At 58.4% G+C, this 14,698-nt stretch carries 12 protein-coding genes; 4 read left to right on the top strand and 8 right to left on the bottom strand.

Annotation, left to right across the window (positions count from 1 at the left end; genetic code table 11):
• Window positions 1-26: 26 nt before the first annotated feature.
• Complete coding sequence (locus PAF17_RS13100; RefSeq protein WP_271889557.1) at window positions 27-851, bottom strand: transporter substrate-binding domain-containing protein; 825 nt, start codon at window positions 849-851, stop codon at window positions 27-29.
• A gap of 199 nt (window positions 852-1,050) precedes the next feature.
• Here PAF17_RS13100 and PAF17_RS13095 point away from each other — a divergent pair, with 199 nt between their 5' ends.
• Window positions 1,051-1,971, top strand: a complete 921-nt coding sequence (locus PAF17_RS13095) for a LysR substrate-binding domain-containing protein (protein WP_271889556.1) — start codon at window positions 1,051-1,053, stop codon at window positions 1,969-1,971.
• 72 nt (window positions 1,972-2,043) lie between these two features.
• Here PAF17_RS13095 and PAF17_RS13090 read toward each other — a convergent pair whose 3' ends face one another.
• From PAF17_RS13090 to PAF17_RS13060, 7 genes are all read right to left on the bottom strand, one after another.
• Complete coding sequence (locus tag PAF17_RS13090) at window positions 2,044-3,792, bottom strand: SulP family inorganic anion transporter (RefSeq protein WP_271889555.1); 1,749 nt, start codon at window positions 3,790-3,792, stop codon at window positions 2,044-2,046.
• Between the two features lie 50 nt (window positions 3,793-3,842).
• Window positions 3,843-5,345: a sulfatase family protein gene (locus tag PAF17_RS13085; RefSeq protein ID WP_271889554.1), complete on the bottom strand. Its 1,503-nt coding sequence runs from the start codon at window positions 5,343-5,345 to the stop codon at window positions 3,843-3,845.
• Between the two features lie 7 nt (window positions 5,346-5,352).
• A complete protein-coding gene (betC, locus tag PAF17_RS13080) occupies window positions 5,353-6,840 on the bottom strand; it encodes a choline-sulfatase (RefSeq protein ID WP_271889553.1) in 1,488 nt (495 codons plus the stop codon).
• Complete coding sequence (locus PAF17_RS13075) at window positions 6,837-7,868, bottom strand: PdxA family dehydrogenase (protein WP_271889552.1); 1,032 nt, start codon at window positions 7,866-7,868, stop codon at window positions 6,837-6,839. The genes betC and PAF17_RS13075 overlap by 4 nt, the downstream gene beginning before the upstream one ends.
• A gap of 14 nt (window positions 7,869-7,882) precedes the next feature.
• A complete protein-coding gene (locus PAF17_RS13070) occupies window positions 7,883-9,394 on the bottom strand; it encodes a tripartite tricarboxylate transporter permease (protein WP_271889551.1) in 1,512 nt (503 codons plus the stop codon).
• A gap of 14 nt (window positions 9,395-9,408) precedes the next feature.
• Complete coding sequence (locus tag PAF17_RS13065; RefSeq protein WP_271889550.1) at window positions 9,409-9,885, bottom strand: tripartite tricarboxylate transporter TctB family protein; 477 nt, start codon at window positions 9,883-9,885, stop codon at window positions 9,409-9,411.
• Between the two features lie 68 nt (window positions 9,886-9,953).
• A complete protein-coding gene (locus PAF17_RS13060) occupies window positions 9,954-10,913 on the bottom strand; it encodes a Bug family tripartite tricarboxylate transporter substrate binding protein (RefSeq protein WP_271889549.1) in 960 nt (319 codons plus the stop codon).
• Window positions 10,914-11,034: 121 nt separating this feature from the next.
• Here PAF17_RS13060 and PAF17_RS13055 point away from each other — a divergent pair, with 121 nt between their 5' ends.
• The 3 genes from PAF17_RS13055 to PAF17_RS13045 are packed head-to-tail and all read left to right on the top strand — an operon-like array spanning window position 11,035 to window position 14,649.
• The gene (locus tag PAF17_RS13055) at window positions 11,035-12,210 is read left to right on the top strand and encodes an L-rhamnonate dehydratase (protein ID WP_271889548.1); all 1,176 of its coding nucleotides are present in this window, start codon (window positions 11,035-11,037) and stop codon (window positions 12,208-12,210) included.
• The gene (locus PAF17_RS13050; protein ID WP_271889547.1) at window positions 12,207-13,118 is read left to right on the top strand and encodes a dihydrodipicolinate synthase family protein; all 912 of its coding nucleotides are present in this window, start codon (window positions 12,207-12,209) and stop codon (window positions 13,116-13,118) included. Before PAF17_RS13055 ends, PAF17_RS13050 begins: the two co-directional genes overlap by 4 nt.
• Window positions 13,119-13,128: 10 nt before the next feature.
• Window positions 13,129-14,649, top strand: coding sequence for an aldehyde dehydrogenase (NADP(+)) (locus PAF17_RS13045; RefSeq protein WP_271889546.1), 1,521 nt, complete (start codon window positions 13,129-13,131; stop codon window positions 14,647-14,649).
• Window positions 14,650-14,698: the final 49 nt, after the last annotated feature.

Below are 14,698 nucleotides of genomic sequence, written 5' to 3'. Positions count from 1 at the left end.
CGGACCGGCGTGCCGGTCCTTTCGTGTCAGATGTCAAAACCTTCGGGAAAGTCGTCCTCGGTCACACCGACCAACGCCATGTTGTCGATGACAGCCTGACGCACGAAGCCATTCGTTCGCTGCTCTTCGATCCAGGCGGTGACATAATCTTTCCACGCGGTATCGTCTTCGCGGCGGAAGCCCGCATTGGACGTCGTTGCATCATTGGGTGACGGGATCACGACCTTGCCGATGCCGGGGTTCTTGGCAACCAGTGTCAGCGCCAGAATCAGCACAAGGCATTGCGTATCGGCCCTGTTGGCCTGCAAGGATGCAGTAGCGTCGCTTTGCGATTTCAGGCGGACGACCTGGGCATCGGGGCAGTGCTTGCTGACGGCCGTATCATGCGACGACCCCGCATCAACCGCAATTCTCGTGTCCGGATCGTTGAAGTCGGCCCAAGTCTGACGGTTGTCCTCGGCATCCGTGACCAGCGAAAAGGCGTTCTTGAAACACGGCCCCGAAAAATCGATCACCTTCTGGCGCTCTGGCGTGGGATTCAGCCCGAAAAACACGTCCAGCTTGTTGGCCTGCAGACCGAGGACCGAGTTCCCCCAGGTCGTTTCGGTGATCTCCAACGCGACACCCAGATCATCGGCAAGCTTCTTGCAGATATCGATGTAAAAGCCCCGCCAGGACCCGTCTGCGATGCTTTTCTGATAATACGGGGCGCCATCGGCAACCGCGCCGATGCGCAACACACCAGAAGACTTGATACGTTCAAGCGAACTGGCGGTCTGTGACATTGCAGGCAGCGCGGCAAGGGCAGCACTGCCTGCCAGCACGGCTGTGAAGCTGCGACGTGAAATCATGGCAATCTCCTGTTGGCGATATACGGTCCGGTTTGCCCGATCCGCTCATTTTTTGTCGTTGCATCAAGATGCAGCATGCTCATGATAGAGCCGAAATTCGGGATACCATTCACAAGCTGCGATCCTGTTGAACTTATCTTCGCTGGATTTCAGCCGCTGATCCACCCCATGAACGATGCCTTAACGATGAGTTTTAGTCATGCCCACTCGACGCTTCCTTCCCTCGCTTTCGGCATTGCAGGCATTCGAAGCTGCCGCGCGCCTTTTGAACTTTACGAAAGCCGCAAATGAACTGGGTATGACGCAAAGCGGTGTCAGTCGTCATGTTCACGGACTCGAACAATTCCTGAACCTGCGACTGTTCGAACGCGCGGGATCACATCTTGTTCTGACCAAGATCGGCGCCGCATATTACGAAGATGTCGTTCAGGTCCTTGCCCGCCTGGAAGAAGCATCGATTGATGCTGTCAGGGGGCGGCGCAGCGGAGGGTGGGTGATCGTCGGCTCCACGCCCACATTGGCGTCCACATGGCTTATTCCCCGCATGCGCAGTTTCCGGCTGCGCTATCCCGACATCCCTTTCGAGCTGACCACCATAGATGAAACAACCGATGTCGAATCGAGTGCCGTCGACATCGCGATCATGCGCGGTTCGGGTCAATGGCACGGCCGCGCGACCAAACTGTTCGAGGAAGAGCTGGCCGTTGTGGCCAGCCCCAAGCTGCTTGCGCCGGACGCGGCACCCGGAACGCTCGATTTTTCGCAGATCCCATCGCTGCAAAATGCCAGCCGACCCAGCCTGTGGCTGACCTGGTTACGGATCTCGGGCATTCCCTACACGGGAACCATCCAGGGGAACCGGTTCTCGCACAGCGCCCTTCTGCTTCAGGCCGCGGTCGAAGGCATGGGCATTGCCGTGGTTCCACGCCATTATGTAACAACAGAATTGAGCAATGGATCACTCTATATGCCGTTTGGTCCCCCTGTTCGGTCCGGCGAGGCGATCTGGATGGTCAGCTCTGAAAGCAAGAGCCAGGATCGACACTCTTTTATCCTGCGGGAATGGTTGCGCCAGCGCCAGACGACGAAAGACACCGCCGAAGACAAGCGCCCATCGTGACATGCTGCCCGGCACCGCAACGCAATGTCCGGGGGCAGTTTCGTGGATGCATCCGAAAGACACTTCAAAGATCTAGACGCCGGTCGGCTGTCGACATTCCTGAAAAACGCGGCTCGTGCAGTTGCGGCAAATCTCGGGGTCAGCGTCCCGGACACAGGCAGAGATGGCCGAGTTTTTGCTCATGACCAAATTCTCTGCGCCCAGAACCTCCAGTACATGTGTTCGACGAAGTGTCGAAACAACGCCTTCATAGGTTGCCACGATACGCACATTCCCCCCGCGTGCGCGATGCCGTCTGATCAGGCTTATCAGATAATCCGCGCCCGCCAGATCGATCAGCCCCACGCCACGCAGGTAAAGCACAAGGTTGCTGCGCGCGCCAAATCGCTGTTCGATCTGCTGGAACCTGTCTTCGATGGCTTCCAGAGACGCGAAATAGATCGGGCCTTCAATGCGAAGAATCGCGATCTGTGGGCATTGCGAAAGGTTATAGCGGATGGCCCCTCTCAGGCTGCGATGTCCCTGTTCTTCGGAAGGCGCGAGAACCGCAACCAGAGGCGTTGCACTTTTGCGCAGAAACGCGAACAGCGACGTCAGAACACCCGCGACAATCGCAAATTCCAGTTCGATCGATATGCCGGCAAGAAAAGTCACCAGCAACACCAGCCGATCACTGGTTCGCACCCCCAGAATATGCCGGATTTCAGCCATATCGACCAAGCGATAGGCCACGAAAAGAATGATCCCCGCCACGACGGGCACAGGCACATAGGCCACGAATGGCGCCAGTCCAAGCATCATCACGAACAGGAAACAGGCCGCAAAGATAGACGACATCGGCGTTTGCGCACCGCTTTCGGCGTTCAGCGCCGAACGCGTGAAGGAGCCTGACCCCGCATAGCACTGGAACATGCCGCCAAACAGATTGGACAATCCCTGCCCCATGATCTCTTGGTTGGAATCGTAGGGCTCGCCCCGCCGATGTGCAAAGTCGCGTCCGATGGACATGGCCTCTAGCAACGCAACAAAGGCGATCGCTACGGCGGCAGGGGTCAGTTCGGCAATGGCCGACATCTCGACCGAGGGAAGATGCATCGTCGGCAGCAGAATGGGCAAGGCGGCAAACATGGCTATCCCCTGCGCGGAAGCATCAAGCCACCAGCCACATAGTGATCCGACGCCAAGCGCAATCAGATAGGATGGAAGCCGCCTGTTCCAGCGCTGCACGGCAATCAGCGTTGCCAAGGTCACGCCCGCCAGCAGAACCGCATATCCGTTCGCCCCGCCGATACCATCGATCAGATGCAGGAACCGCTCGAGTACCCCGCCACCTTTCTCGACCGTTACCCCAAGGGCAGGAGCCAGCTGGGACACCGCGATCAGAACCGCCGCAGCCGCCGTGAAACCGACGATCACGGAATGCGATACGAACCCGATCAGCGCACCAAGCCGCGCCAGGCCCGCCGCAAGCTGAATTGCCCCCACCATCACGGTAAGCACCAGCGCCATCTGGATATAGGCTGGTGTTCCAGCAGGCGCGAATTGCGACAGCGAGGCAAACAGCACGGCGGAAATCGCCGTGGTCGGCCCCGACACCATGACCATCGAAGACCCGAACAACGCCGCGACCAGCGACGGGATCATCGCGGTGAACAAACCGTATTGCGGCGGCAGCCCGGCGATCACGGCAAAGGCCACCCCTTGCGGCAGAACCACAGCCGCGTTGGTCAGCCCCGCAGTGGCATCCGCACGCAGCGTATGCGCGTTGACCTTGCGAAACCAGGGCCGGGGCAAGGCGAAATACTTGGCAAGTTGTCTCATCGGCATTCCCAAGCCCGGCACGCGTCGGCGCCGGGCACAAAAGTGCGCCTTCAGGGCACTTCGATGGCAGAAGGTTTCACGACATTCACAAGGTAATCATGTGCTTGTTCGTGGTTCATGAAACCGGGCGGAGGAAAGCTCATTTCCAGATCCCAGGCATCTCCGGTTTCTGCCATATTCATCAATACGCGCGCATCCAGTGCCTTCTGGATGTCTGCATAGGCCGGATCGTTCACAAGATTTACCTGTTCGTCAGGATCATTGAGCTGGTCAAAAAGATAAAGTGGTCGATCCTTCTTGCGAACATACAGCCATTCCCGTGTGCGAATGCCTCGTTCAGGTTTGACATGCCGTTCGCTGCGTCCGCCGAATGCAGCCTTCATCAATTCGAACTGCACGTGATCGCGGACCGGCGGGGCATCGCACGGGCCATCCAGAAGGGAAAGGTAGCTGTTGCCCTGTACGCCATCGGGTATGGCAACGCCGCAGGCTTCCAGCAATGTCGGCATGGTATCTACGGCAACATCGACCAGCGACCCGACACGCCTGCCCTGCGCAAATCGCCTTGGGTATCGGACCAACAGGGGAACTTGCGCCGAGGCGCGATAGGCTTGCCGCTTGATACCGCAATAGCTGCCGTGCTGACCCAGCATGTCACCATGATCCGAGAACAGAATGACCAACGTATCCTCTGCCAGACCAGCGGCATCAAGCCAGTTCAACAACCGCCCGACATTGAAATCCACATTGGATATCATGCCGTAATATTCAGCGACGAATTTGCGTATCTGGGCTTCGTTTTCAACTTCGGGATCCTGCCCGGCCAGCTTGTCGGTCTTTGATCGTTCACCGAAGCGGTCATCGCCGTCAAAATCCAGTTTCGTGCGCTCTTGCGCGCGCCGCTTCTGCAATTCTGGGTTCGGCGTGCCTTTGGGCAGGGTGATCCGTTCGGGATCATACATCCTGCGCCAATGCTCTGGCATATCCATCGGGAAATGCGGCGGCCCAAAGCAAAGATAGGCAAAGAACGGTCCGTCGCCGGCCTTGTGCACCCGGTCCATGAATTCGATGGTGTGATCGGTCTGAAAGTCCGGCTCGAAGCGTTTGCAGGTATAGGGCTGGTCGGTATCGCGGTAGAAAATTGCATCCATGTAATAATGGCCGCGATTATATCCGACAAAGTGATCAAATCCCATCCGATCCGGCCCGGGCGGAACGAAACCGGGTTTTGGTCCGCCATACAGATGCCACTTGCCGATATAACCGGATTCATATCCCACGGCATTCAGGCTGGTCGCCAAAGACGGTTGATCGGTATTTATCGGGAAATGATTGGAATACAACCCGACCTTGTGCGCGTATTTCCCGGTCAGCAATGACCCGCGAAACGGCGTGCACAACGGGTAAGAGGTAAAGGCTTCGTCGAAACACACCCCTTCGGCTGCCAGCCGGTCCATGTTCGGCGTCTTGACATCCGGATTCCCCGAGAACCCGGCACAGTCATACCGCATCTGATCGGCATAGATCATCAGAATGTTCGGTTTTTTGGTCATGACATCCTCAGGCAGTTGAAGGGCTGTTCACGCCGCGCACATAACGCCGTGTCGCGTCAAACCGAGGCTCGTAATCCCAGGCATAGCTTTCATTGGTAGAAAGGGTTTCCTGAAGAAAGGCGCGCGTGGTCTTGCTGACCGCGGCACGTTGGGTCACCGCCTCGACGTCATAGCGCGCCAACAATCGCTGTCTCAACACGTCCCGAATCTCTGCAAGGGCGGGATCATCGGAAAGATCGGTCTGTTCGTCGGGGTCGTCCTTCATATTGTAAAGAAGGTCGGGATGATTGCGCGTCCAGACATATTTCCAGTCGCCCTTCCGGATCGCAAGCCAGGGCTCGATGACACCCGGACCGTAATATTCCGCAATCGCCTCGTCCTTGACACTGTTGCTATCCGCCATCAGCAGACCCAGAAAGCTCTGGCTGTCCGAACTGCCATGCGTGTCGCAGGCCGCCTTGGCGCCGCCCAGTTCGGCAAGCGTCGGGCAAAGATCCGCCAGCGTTACATTCTGGGACCGGCGGCCAGCCGCGATACCCGGCCCGTGGACGATCATCGGCACCTGCAACGAACCCTGGTAGAAGCTGCGCTTGAACCACATGCCGCGTTCACCCAGCATGTCGCCGTGATCCGAGGTAAAGACAATGACCGTATCGTCATATAGCCCAAGATGCTTCAGCTCGGCGATCAATTCGCCCAGATAGTCGTCCAGATGCGAGATCATCGCATAATAGGCGCGTCGCGACAGACGGATGGTCTCTGCGTCAGGGGGGAACTGATCGATCCCGTGGTGGATTTTCAGCCAGGCCGTCGTCGGATGCGGGTCGTCATCCTCGGGAATGCGGGGCATTTCGATCTCGATCCCGTCATAGCGATCCCAATATTCGGGAAGCGACTGATAGGCCTCGTGGGGCTGCGTATAGGACACATGCAGAAAGAACGGGCTTTCAGGCTTGTTCAGCGCCTCATAGCGCAGGAACTCGACCGCCCGATACTGAACCTCGGCATCATAGAGAATCTGGTTGTTGGTCTTGCACAACCCGCTGACACCCAGTTTGCGGGTCGAGGTTCCCTCGCGGTGAACGGGCCCCAGCTTCCAGTCAATGGTCCAGTCGAAACCCGACGGATACATGTCGGTTGTCAAGCGCTTGTCAAATCCGTGCAGCTGGTCCGCACCGATGAAATGACATTTCCCGGACACCACACAACGATATCCCGCCGAGCGCAGGAAATGCATCATCGTCGGCAGTTCGGACCGGAACTCGGCCCCGTTGCCCCATACTTCATGACTGGAAGGCAATCGACCGGTGAACTTCGACGCACGCGACGGACAGCATAGTGGCGAATTGGAATAGGCATTCTCGAAGACGACACCATCGGCTGCCAGCCGGTCGAGATTGGGCGTGATCGCCTGGGCCTCGGGGCGATACATCGACAGGACAAAGGCAGCCAGCTGGTCGGCTTCGATCAGAAGGATGTTGGGTTTCTTGCTCATGCGGTGACGTCCTTCTTGTGCGGCAGCCCCTTGGCGATCCGCGCTGCTCGGCAAGCAAGTTCATGCGCCTTCTGACTGGCATTCGGGCGTGCTTTGCCCTGCCCCGCAATGTCATAGGCGGTGCCGTGTGCAGGCGTTGCAAGGATATGCGGCAAGCCGCCGAAATAGGTCACCCCATCATCGAAACCCAGCAGCTTGGTCGCGATCTGGCATTGATCGTGATACATCGACAGAACGCCGAGAAAGCCCTGTTCCTGCACCGTCAGGAAAATCGTATCCGGCGGGAATGGACCTTCCACATTCAGGCCACGGGCCTTCACCCGTTCAACCAGCGGACGGATGATGTCGATCTCTTCGCGGCCAAAGGCCCCTTCGTCGCCATTATGGGGGTTCAGACCCGACACCGCGATCCTGGGGCTGGCATAGCCAAACCGCCGCAATTCACGTTCGAAATAGATCAGGACATCTTCAATCCGTTTCGGATCCATCTCTCCGGCCACGGCGCTGATGGGAATATGCGAGGTGACCCGGCAGGTCCACATGTGACCGATGGTGTTGATCTCGGTCGAGAGCCCCCGGAACCCCATATAGTCCGCGATGGCGGCCTTGTAGCCTTCGAAGTGATGCCCCGCCTTGTGCATGGATGCCTTGTTGATCGGGGACCAGACAAAGGCATCAATCTTGCCCGCCCGGGCAAGGTCGGCCCCATAGCATCCCACGCGATACACATCTTCACCAGCCGCGGCGGTGGAAACGCCATAGGGGATCTTGTCGAATTCTGCGCCGTCGATGTGGTGGAAAACCACTGGGTCGGGCGCGGCCACAGCCTCATCGAAATCCGTGAAGCGCTTGATGTCCAAAGTCGTCCCAGCCACTTCCCGGCCCATGTCGAACACGCGGGAATTCCCCACGATGACACGCTTCGCGCCCTCGGTAATTTCGGGTTTATCCAGGCTTCTTGCCACCAATTCGGGGCCAATGCCGCCGGCATCGCCCAGGGTGGACATGATGACAGGTTTGTTGGTCATGATATATCTCGTTTCTATTCGTCGTTTCCGGTCAGCAGGCTGGCCTGCTTGTCACGGAATGCCCCCAATGCCTTTGCGATCAGCGGGCCACAGATACCCAACAGCGACAAAAGCAGGAACGCCAAGGCGATGGGTTGCCCCAGAATGGCCAGCAGGTTGCCGTCATAGATCAGGTAGGATTGCTTCAGCGAGGTTTCGATCAATTCGCCAAGGATCAGCCCCATGATGATCGGAGCCGGCGCATAGCCATGACGGTTCAGGAAGAATCCAAGCACCGCGAAGAAGATCATGACGCCGATATCAAACATGCTTTGCTGCAGGCTATAGGCCCCGAGGCAAGCCAGGGCGATAACGCAGGGCCACAGGATCGTCGTCGGGATCAGGGTGATGCGGCTGAACAGCTTCGCGCCAAGCAGTCCATAGATCAGAAAGCAGACATTCGCGCCCAGCATGGCCCCGAATATACCGGCCAGCAGATCTGGCTGTTCTACGAAAAGCTGCGGTCCGGGGCGCAACCCCAGAATCAGCATCGCGGTCAGGATAATGGCCGTCGATCCGCCTCCGGGAATGCCCAAGGCAAGTGTTGGGACCATGGTGCCGCCTGTCGCAGCGTTATTCGCAGCTTCCGGCGCGGCGATGCCTTCGATCGCACCTTTTCCGAACTCGTCCTTGTTCTTCGACCAGCGGTATTCCTCATTATAGGCGATCATGGCCGCAACCTTCCCGCCTTCGGCTGGCAGGATCCCGATGACGGTTCCAATACCGGTCGAACGCAGCACGGTTTTCCATATCCGGCGAAAATCCTGCCAGGATGGCAGACGGGTCACGCCCTCGGCGATCAGTTCGCGCTTGACCTTGGTTTGCGTGGCCTGACGCAGCAATTCGCCACCTGCGAAGATGCCGATCATGATCTGCACCACGGCAATTCCCTCATAAAGATCGGGCTGACCGAAGGTGAAACGCTCGACACCCGTGGTCAGATCGGTGCCGATGGTCGCCAGCAAAAGCCCGAACGCGCCACCAATAAAGTTCTTGATCATCGAAGCGCCACTGATCGAGGCCAACATCGACATGCCAAAGACCGCGAGGGCAAAGAACTCGGCCGGACCGAACTGATACGCCAGCTTTGCCAGCAGCGGCGTCGCGACGATCATCACCAGAATGCCAAGGATGCCGCCGATCGCACTGGAGAAAGTTGCAATTCCCAGCGCACGCCCAGCCTGACCTTTCTGGGCAAGGGGAAAACCATCAAAGGTCGTCATCGCCGCAGCCGGCGTTCCCGGCGTATTGATCAGGATCGCCGTCAGTGAACCGCCGTAAGTTGTGGCGCAGTAAACGATGGCACAAAGTGCGATGCCGGTTGTGGGATCCATGCGCACGACAAATGGAAGCATCAGCGCAATCAGAACAACCGAGCCAAGGCCCGGCAGGGCACCCACGATCAATCCGACCAGAGTCCCGACCGCAATGATCATGAGGTTGGATGGGTCAGTCAGAAACTGAGCCACAAGAACAAGGGAGTCCATTCGATCTGACCTCGTTAGGGCAAGGGAACTTGCATGATGAGAACGAAGAGCCCGTAGGCAAAACCGATAAAGCCGGCAAAGCTCAGCCCCATCAGGATCCAGCGGCGCTCACCCCACAGGACGGCAAGGCCCGGCAGGAAAACGGCCATCGCGGGGAAGGTGCCGACAATCGGCATCAGCATCGCAAAAGCGATCAGCAGTACAATCGTCAGGAAAACCAGCGGCGGCACTGGCTTTTTCTTGCCAAAACTGCTGGCTTCCGTGGCAGGGCGTTTCAGGGCCTGAAAGGCCTGGGTCGCGGCCAGCAGGAACATGATGATAAGAATGGCGCGGGGAAAGGCCGTTGGCTGAATTCCCTGGGCCAGTATTGGCGGCACTTCCCGGAACGTATGGGTCACGCCATACATCGTGGCGGCAAAGGCCATGACGGCAATCGATTCAAGAAACAGCGTGCGATCCGTCTTGCGCAGGCTTTCTTCGCGGGTGGACATCCAAAGGCTCCTTCATGTCGCATCATTGGCCCGCCCCATATGCAGGGGCGGGGTGGACCTAGGGTGGACTAGCCGCCCAGAAGCTCTTTCTTGATGGATTGATAATTGTCATACATCGTCTTGAATTCCGCGCCGAAGGCATCGCGGCCCGTGACGCTGGTCAGATCCTGCCCCGAGCCTTTGAGATATTCGACATAGGTGTCGGACTTCATCGACTCGAGCAAAGCCGCCTCCAGCTTGTCTACCACCTCTTCCGGTGTGCCCGCCCGAACGCCCAGGCCACGGATCTGCGGCGAATCCATCGGCAGGCCAATCTCGTGGCCGGTCGGGACTTCCGGCATGTTTTCGAGACGTTCCGGAAGCAGGACGGCCAGGACATCGACTTGTCCGGCGGCTGCCTGTGACGCGAATTCCTCGTGATTCAAAAGGGCGACATCAACATTTCCGTTGATGACGTTGATGACAATCTCGCCGGATTTTTCGAACGGCACATAGGTTTGCTGCGCCATGCCGATGGTGTTTTTCATGATCAGGGCGTTGACATGTGCATTGCCGCCAACCTTGGTGCCGGCCTGCTTGATCGGATTGGACTTTGCGTATTCGATGAAATCCGCACCGCCCTCAAAGCGTCCGGCCTGAACGACAATGAATTCCGGTTCGACTGTGCCACGCACCAGGGGGATGATGTCATCCTGATCCATATCGATGGAACCGCTCATCATGGTCAAAGCGGTCCCGGCATTCACGATGAACAGGGTATGCCCATCGGCGGGCTTCGACTGAACATATTTCAGCGTGTTGGTTGCGACCCCGCCTGTCTTGGACAGGTGAATGATGCTGGTATCGAGAATTTCCGCTGCGGCCTCGGTGGCGAATCTCAGGAAAATGTCGCTCCCCCCACCCGGCTTCGAATTGTTGATCACTTCGATCGGGCCTGACGGAAAATCGTCTGCCACCACCTGACTGGCGCCACAGGATACGATCGCAACGGCGGCCACTAACTTCATGCCGTCCATCAATCTGTACATTTACCCTCTCCTCCTCGGGAATGTTGGTCACGAAGGCCACTGCCTCGACCAGCTTGTCCTTGACATGTATTTCGGTATACGGTTTTTGGTATTCCAAATCAAGCAGAGAATGGAGACCATGATGACCAAGATCAAGTCGATCCGCACCCGGGTGTGGAATTGGACCGGCCCCACCGTGCCGCCCACCGGCAATTTCTGCACCAACGCCTCGGACGCATTGTGGATGAAGGGAGATGCGATGGCGTCATTTCGCTTCCACCAGTGGCTGACCTGCGAGGTGGAATGCGAGGACGGCACCATTGGCATCGGCAACGCCGCACTTGCCCCCACTGTCGTCAAGAAGGCCATTGACGACTGGTTCGCACCCCTGGTCATCGGCGAAGACCCTTTCGACCATGCCTATATCTGGGAAAAGATGTATCGCCGCACCCATGCCTGGGGGCGCAAGGGGATCGGCATGACCGCGATTTCCGCTATCGACATCGCGATCTGGGACCTGATGGGGAAACTGACCGGCAAGCCCGTTTTCAAGCTTCTTGGGGGACGCACCAAGGAAAAAATCCCGGTCTATTACTCAAAACTCTACGCCGGTCCGATCGAGGCGATGCAGCGCGAGGCCGAAGAGGCCAAATCCGCCGGGCACAACGCCTACAAGATGCGCTTTGGCTGGGGACCCAAACATGGTCCCGAAGGAATGCGCGAAAACCTCAAGCGGGTCGAAGCCATTCGCGAAGTGGTCGGCTATGACGCGGATCTCATGCTTGAATGCTACATGGGCTGGAATCTCGACTATACCAAGAGGATGCTGCCCAAGCTGGCAAAATACGATCCCCGCTGGCTGGAAGAACCCGTCATCGCAGATGACGTCGAGGGCTATCGCGAACTGAACGCCATGAACATCGTGCCGATTTCCGGCGGTGAGCATGAATTTTCCGTCATCGGCTGCAAGGACCTGATCGAGAAAAAAGCCGTAAGCGTCTTGCAATACGACACCAACCGGGTCGGCGGCATTACCGCAGCGCAAAAGATCAACGCCATTGCCGAAGCATTCCAGTTGCCGGTGATTCCGCATGCGGGCCAGATGCATAACTATCACCTGACCATGGCCAATGCGAATTGCATGATTTCAGAATATTTCCCCGTCTTCGACGTCGAGGTCGGCAATGAGCTGTTCTACTATATCTTCGACGGCGATCCCGATGCGGTCGATGGCTACCTGCAACTGGATGACAATCTGCCTGGTCTGGGCATCAGCATCTCTGACAAGCATCTCCATAATTTCGAGATTTTCGAATGACCCGTTATTCCGGTATCTGGCCCGTCGCCCCCACACCTTTTCATGATGATGGCACGCTTGACCTCGAAGGGATGAAGCGTGTTCTGGACTGCCTCATCGATCAGGGCGCCGATGGGATCTGCATTCTTGCCAATTTTTCCGAACAGTTCCTGTTGTCGGACGAGGAACGCACGATCCTGACCCGGCTCAGCCTTGAACATGTGGCCGGACGGGTTCCGGTGATCGTCACCATCAGCCATTACGCGACGCAAATCGCGGTCCAGCGTGCCCGACTTGCCAGGGAACTGGGCGCGCATAGCGTGATGATGATGCCCCCCTATCACGGCGCGACGCTGAAAGGCACGCCCGAACAGACCTTCGAACAATTCGCGGCCGTGGGCGAGGTGGGCATTCCGATCATGGTGCAGGATGCCCCGATGTCCGGCGTCGACCTGTCGGTGCCGCTGCTGGTGAAAATGGCACGCGAAATCGAAGAGGTGCGATTGTTCAAGATCGAATGCCCACGCGCCGCCAACAAGATTCGCGCTCTGATCGAAGCCGGCGGCGATGCGATCGAAGGCCCATTCGACGGAGAAGAGGCGATTACGTTGCTGGCCGATCTGGATGCCGGGGCGACCGGTTCGATGACCTCGGGCATGATCGTGGATCAGATCAAGCCGGTGCTGACCCATTTCCATGCAGGGCGCCACGCTGAAGCCACGGCGGCCTATGGCCGGGTCGCGATGGCGATCAACCATGAAAACCGCCAATGCGGCTGGCAATCATGCAAGGCCGCCATGGTGGCGGGCGGAGTCATCGGATCGGACGCTTGTCGCCATCCCATTGCGCCGCTTCATCCCGCGATCAAGACACGGCTTCTCGACCTTCTGAAACCGCTCGACCCTTTGGTCCTGCGTTGGGGAAAGTAAAGGAAATACAATGCTGAACGGAAAAAACCTGATCGACGGCTGCTGGGTCGGATCAGACCATCTTCTTCCATCTGCCGACCTCGACGGACAGACATTCGCACAGGCAACACCCGCCCAAATTGACGAGGCGGCTCTGGCTGCGCGCCGCGACTTTCGCGCCTATTCCGGCGTTCCACGCCCGAAGCGGGCCGCATTCCTGCGCCAGATCGCACAGGAAATCGATGTGCTGGGCGACATGATAACCAAAACCGCGAAGGCCGAAACCGGCCTTCCCGAAGCGCGGCTTGTCGGCGAGCGCGGCCGCACCACCGGACAGCTGCGCATGTTCGCCGATCTGATCGAGGACACCACCTATCTGGACCAGCGTCACGAACCCGCGCTGCCGGACCGCCAACCACTGCCCCGCCCCGATCTGAGGCTTGGTCATCGTGCGATCGGTCCGGTCGTCGTCTTCGGTGCTTCGAATTTCCCGCTGGCTTTTTCGACCGCTGGCGGTGACACGGCTTCGGCGCTGGCTGCCGGATGTCCGGTGATCGTGAAAGGACATGGCGCCCATGCTGGCACTGCTGAACTGGTCGCTCAGGCGATTCTGCGCGCCATCACGCACTGCGCCATGCCGAAAGCAACGTTCCAGATGGTTCAAGGCTCGGGTCGCGAGGTCGGCACGGCTTTGGTGAAACACCCCCAGATCCGCGCTGTCGGCTTTACCGGTTCACTGGCGGGGGGGCGCGCACTTTTCGATCTCTGCACCTCTCGGCCCGACCCGATCCCCTTTTATGGCGAGCTGGGGTCGATCAATCCGGTTTTCTGCCTTCCTCATGCGGTTTCAGCAAGGGGTGCTGAGATCGGGGCCGGACTGGCGGCCGCCCTGTCGATGGGCGCAGGTCAGTTCTGCACCAATCCCGGCGTGACCATAACCATAAAGGGACCCGGCAGCGATACCATCGAGGCAGCCACGGTGGACGGACTAAAGACCGTGGGCGCGCAAACCATGCTGACGGACGGCATCTGCGCAGCCTATCGCAACGGTGTCGAAACCCTGCGCGACTTGTCGCAAGATCTGTTGCAAAACCAACAGTCAGACGTCGGTGCGCGGCGCGCCTTGCCGGCCTTGTTCAAGGTCGCGGCGCGCGACTGGCTGCAAACGCCGCAACTGCGTGACGAGGTTTTTGGGGCCGCAGGCGTGATCGTGGAATGCACCGATACCGCGGAAATGCTTGAACTGGCTGAAGGCCTGGAAGGGCAGTTGACCGCGACCCTGCAAATGGATGACAAAGACATCGAACTTGCTCAGGCGCTGTTCCCGATCCTCGAGGAAAAAGCCGGGCGCATCCTTGCAAATGGTTTTCCTACCGGGGTCGAGGTCTGTTCTGCCATGATGCATGGCGGCCCCTACCCGGCCAGCACGGATGTGCGCGCCACCTCGGTCGGCACCCTGGCGATCACGCGCTGGCTTCGTCCGGTCAGCTATCAGAACATTCCGGCCCAGCTATTACCTGCGGATCTGCAACAGATCGACCGGACGGGCTGAACCACTGCCCGACACATTGTCTCGGGTCGGCGGGAAGGCTACAGTTGCT

The sequence above is a fragment of the Paracoccus onchidii genome, from assembly GCF_028294535.1.
Lineage (GTDB): Bacteria > Pseudomonadota > Alphaproteobacteria > Rhodobacterales > Rhodobacteraceae > Paracoccus > Paracoccus onchidii.
This window is presented reverse-complemented; position numbering and strand designations above follow the sequence as displayed.

What these genes read in the sequence shown, in the direction of transcription:
- PAF17_RS13050 (WP_271889547.1), top strand. Translation starts at nt 12,207, where the DNA reads ATGACCCGTTATTCCGGTATCTGGCCCGTCGCCCCCACACCTTTTCAT.
- PAF17_RS13070 (WP_271889551.1), bottom strand. Translation starts at nt 9,394, where the DNA reads ATGGACTCCCTTGTTCTTGTGGCTCAGTTTCTGACTGACCCATCCAAC.
- PAF17_RS13095 (WP_271889556.1), top strand. Translation starts at nt 1,051, where the DNA reads ATGCCCACTCGACGCTTCCTTCCCTCGCTTTCGGCATTGCAGGCATTC.
- PAF17_RS13045 (WP_271889546.1), top strand. Translation starts at nt 13,129, where the DNA reads ATGCTGAACGGAAAAAACCTGATCGACGGCTGCTGGGTCGGATCAGAC.
- PAF17_RS13100 (WP_271889557.1), bottom strand. Translation starts at nt 851, where the DNA reads ATGATTTCACGTCGCAGCTTCACAGCCGTGCTGGCAGGCAGTGCTGCC.
- PAF17_RS13055 (WP_271889548.1), top strand. Translation starts at nt 11,035, where the DNA reads ATGACCAAGATCAAGTCGATCCGCACCCGGGTGTGGAATTGGACCGGC.
- PAF17_RS13075 (WP_271889552.1), bottom strand. Translation starts at nt 7,868, where the DNA reads ATGACCAACAAACCTGTCATCATGTCCACCCTGGGCGATGCCGGCGGC.
- PAF17_RS13085 (WP_271889554.1), bottom strand. Translation starts at nt 5,345, where the DNA reads ATGACCAAAAAACCGAACATTCTGATGATCTATGCCGATCAGATGCGG.
- PAF17_RS13090 (WP_271889555.1), bottom strand. Translation starts at nt 3,792, where the DNA reads ATGAGACAACTTGCCAAGTATTTCGCCTTGCCCCGGCCCTGGTTTCGC.
- PAF17_RS13060 (WP_271889549.1), bottom strand. Translation starts at nt 10,913, where the DNA reads ATGTACAGATTGATGGACGGCATGAAGTTAGTGGCCGCCGTTGCGATC.
- PAF17_RS13065 (WP_271889550.1), bottom strand. Translation starts at nt 9,885, where the DNA reads ATGTCCACCCGCGAAGAAAGCCTGCGCAAGACGGATCGCACGCTGTTT.
- betC (WP_271889553.1), bottom strand. Translation starts at nt 6,840, where the DNA reads ATGAGCAAGAAACCCAACATCCTTCTGATCGAAGCCGACCAGCTGGCT.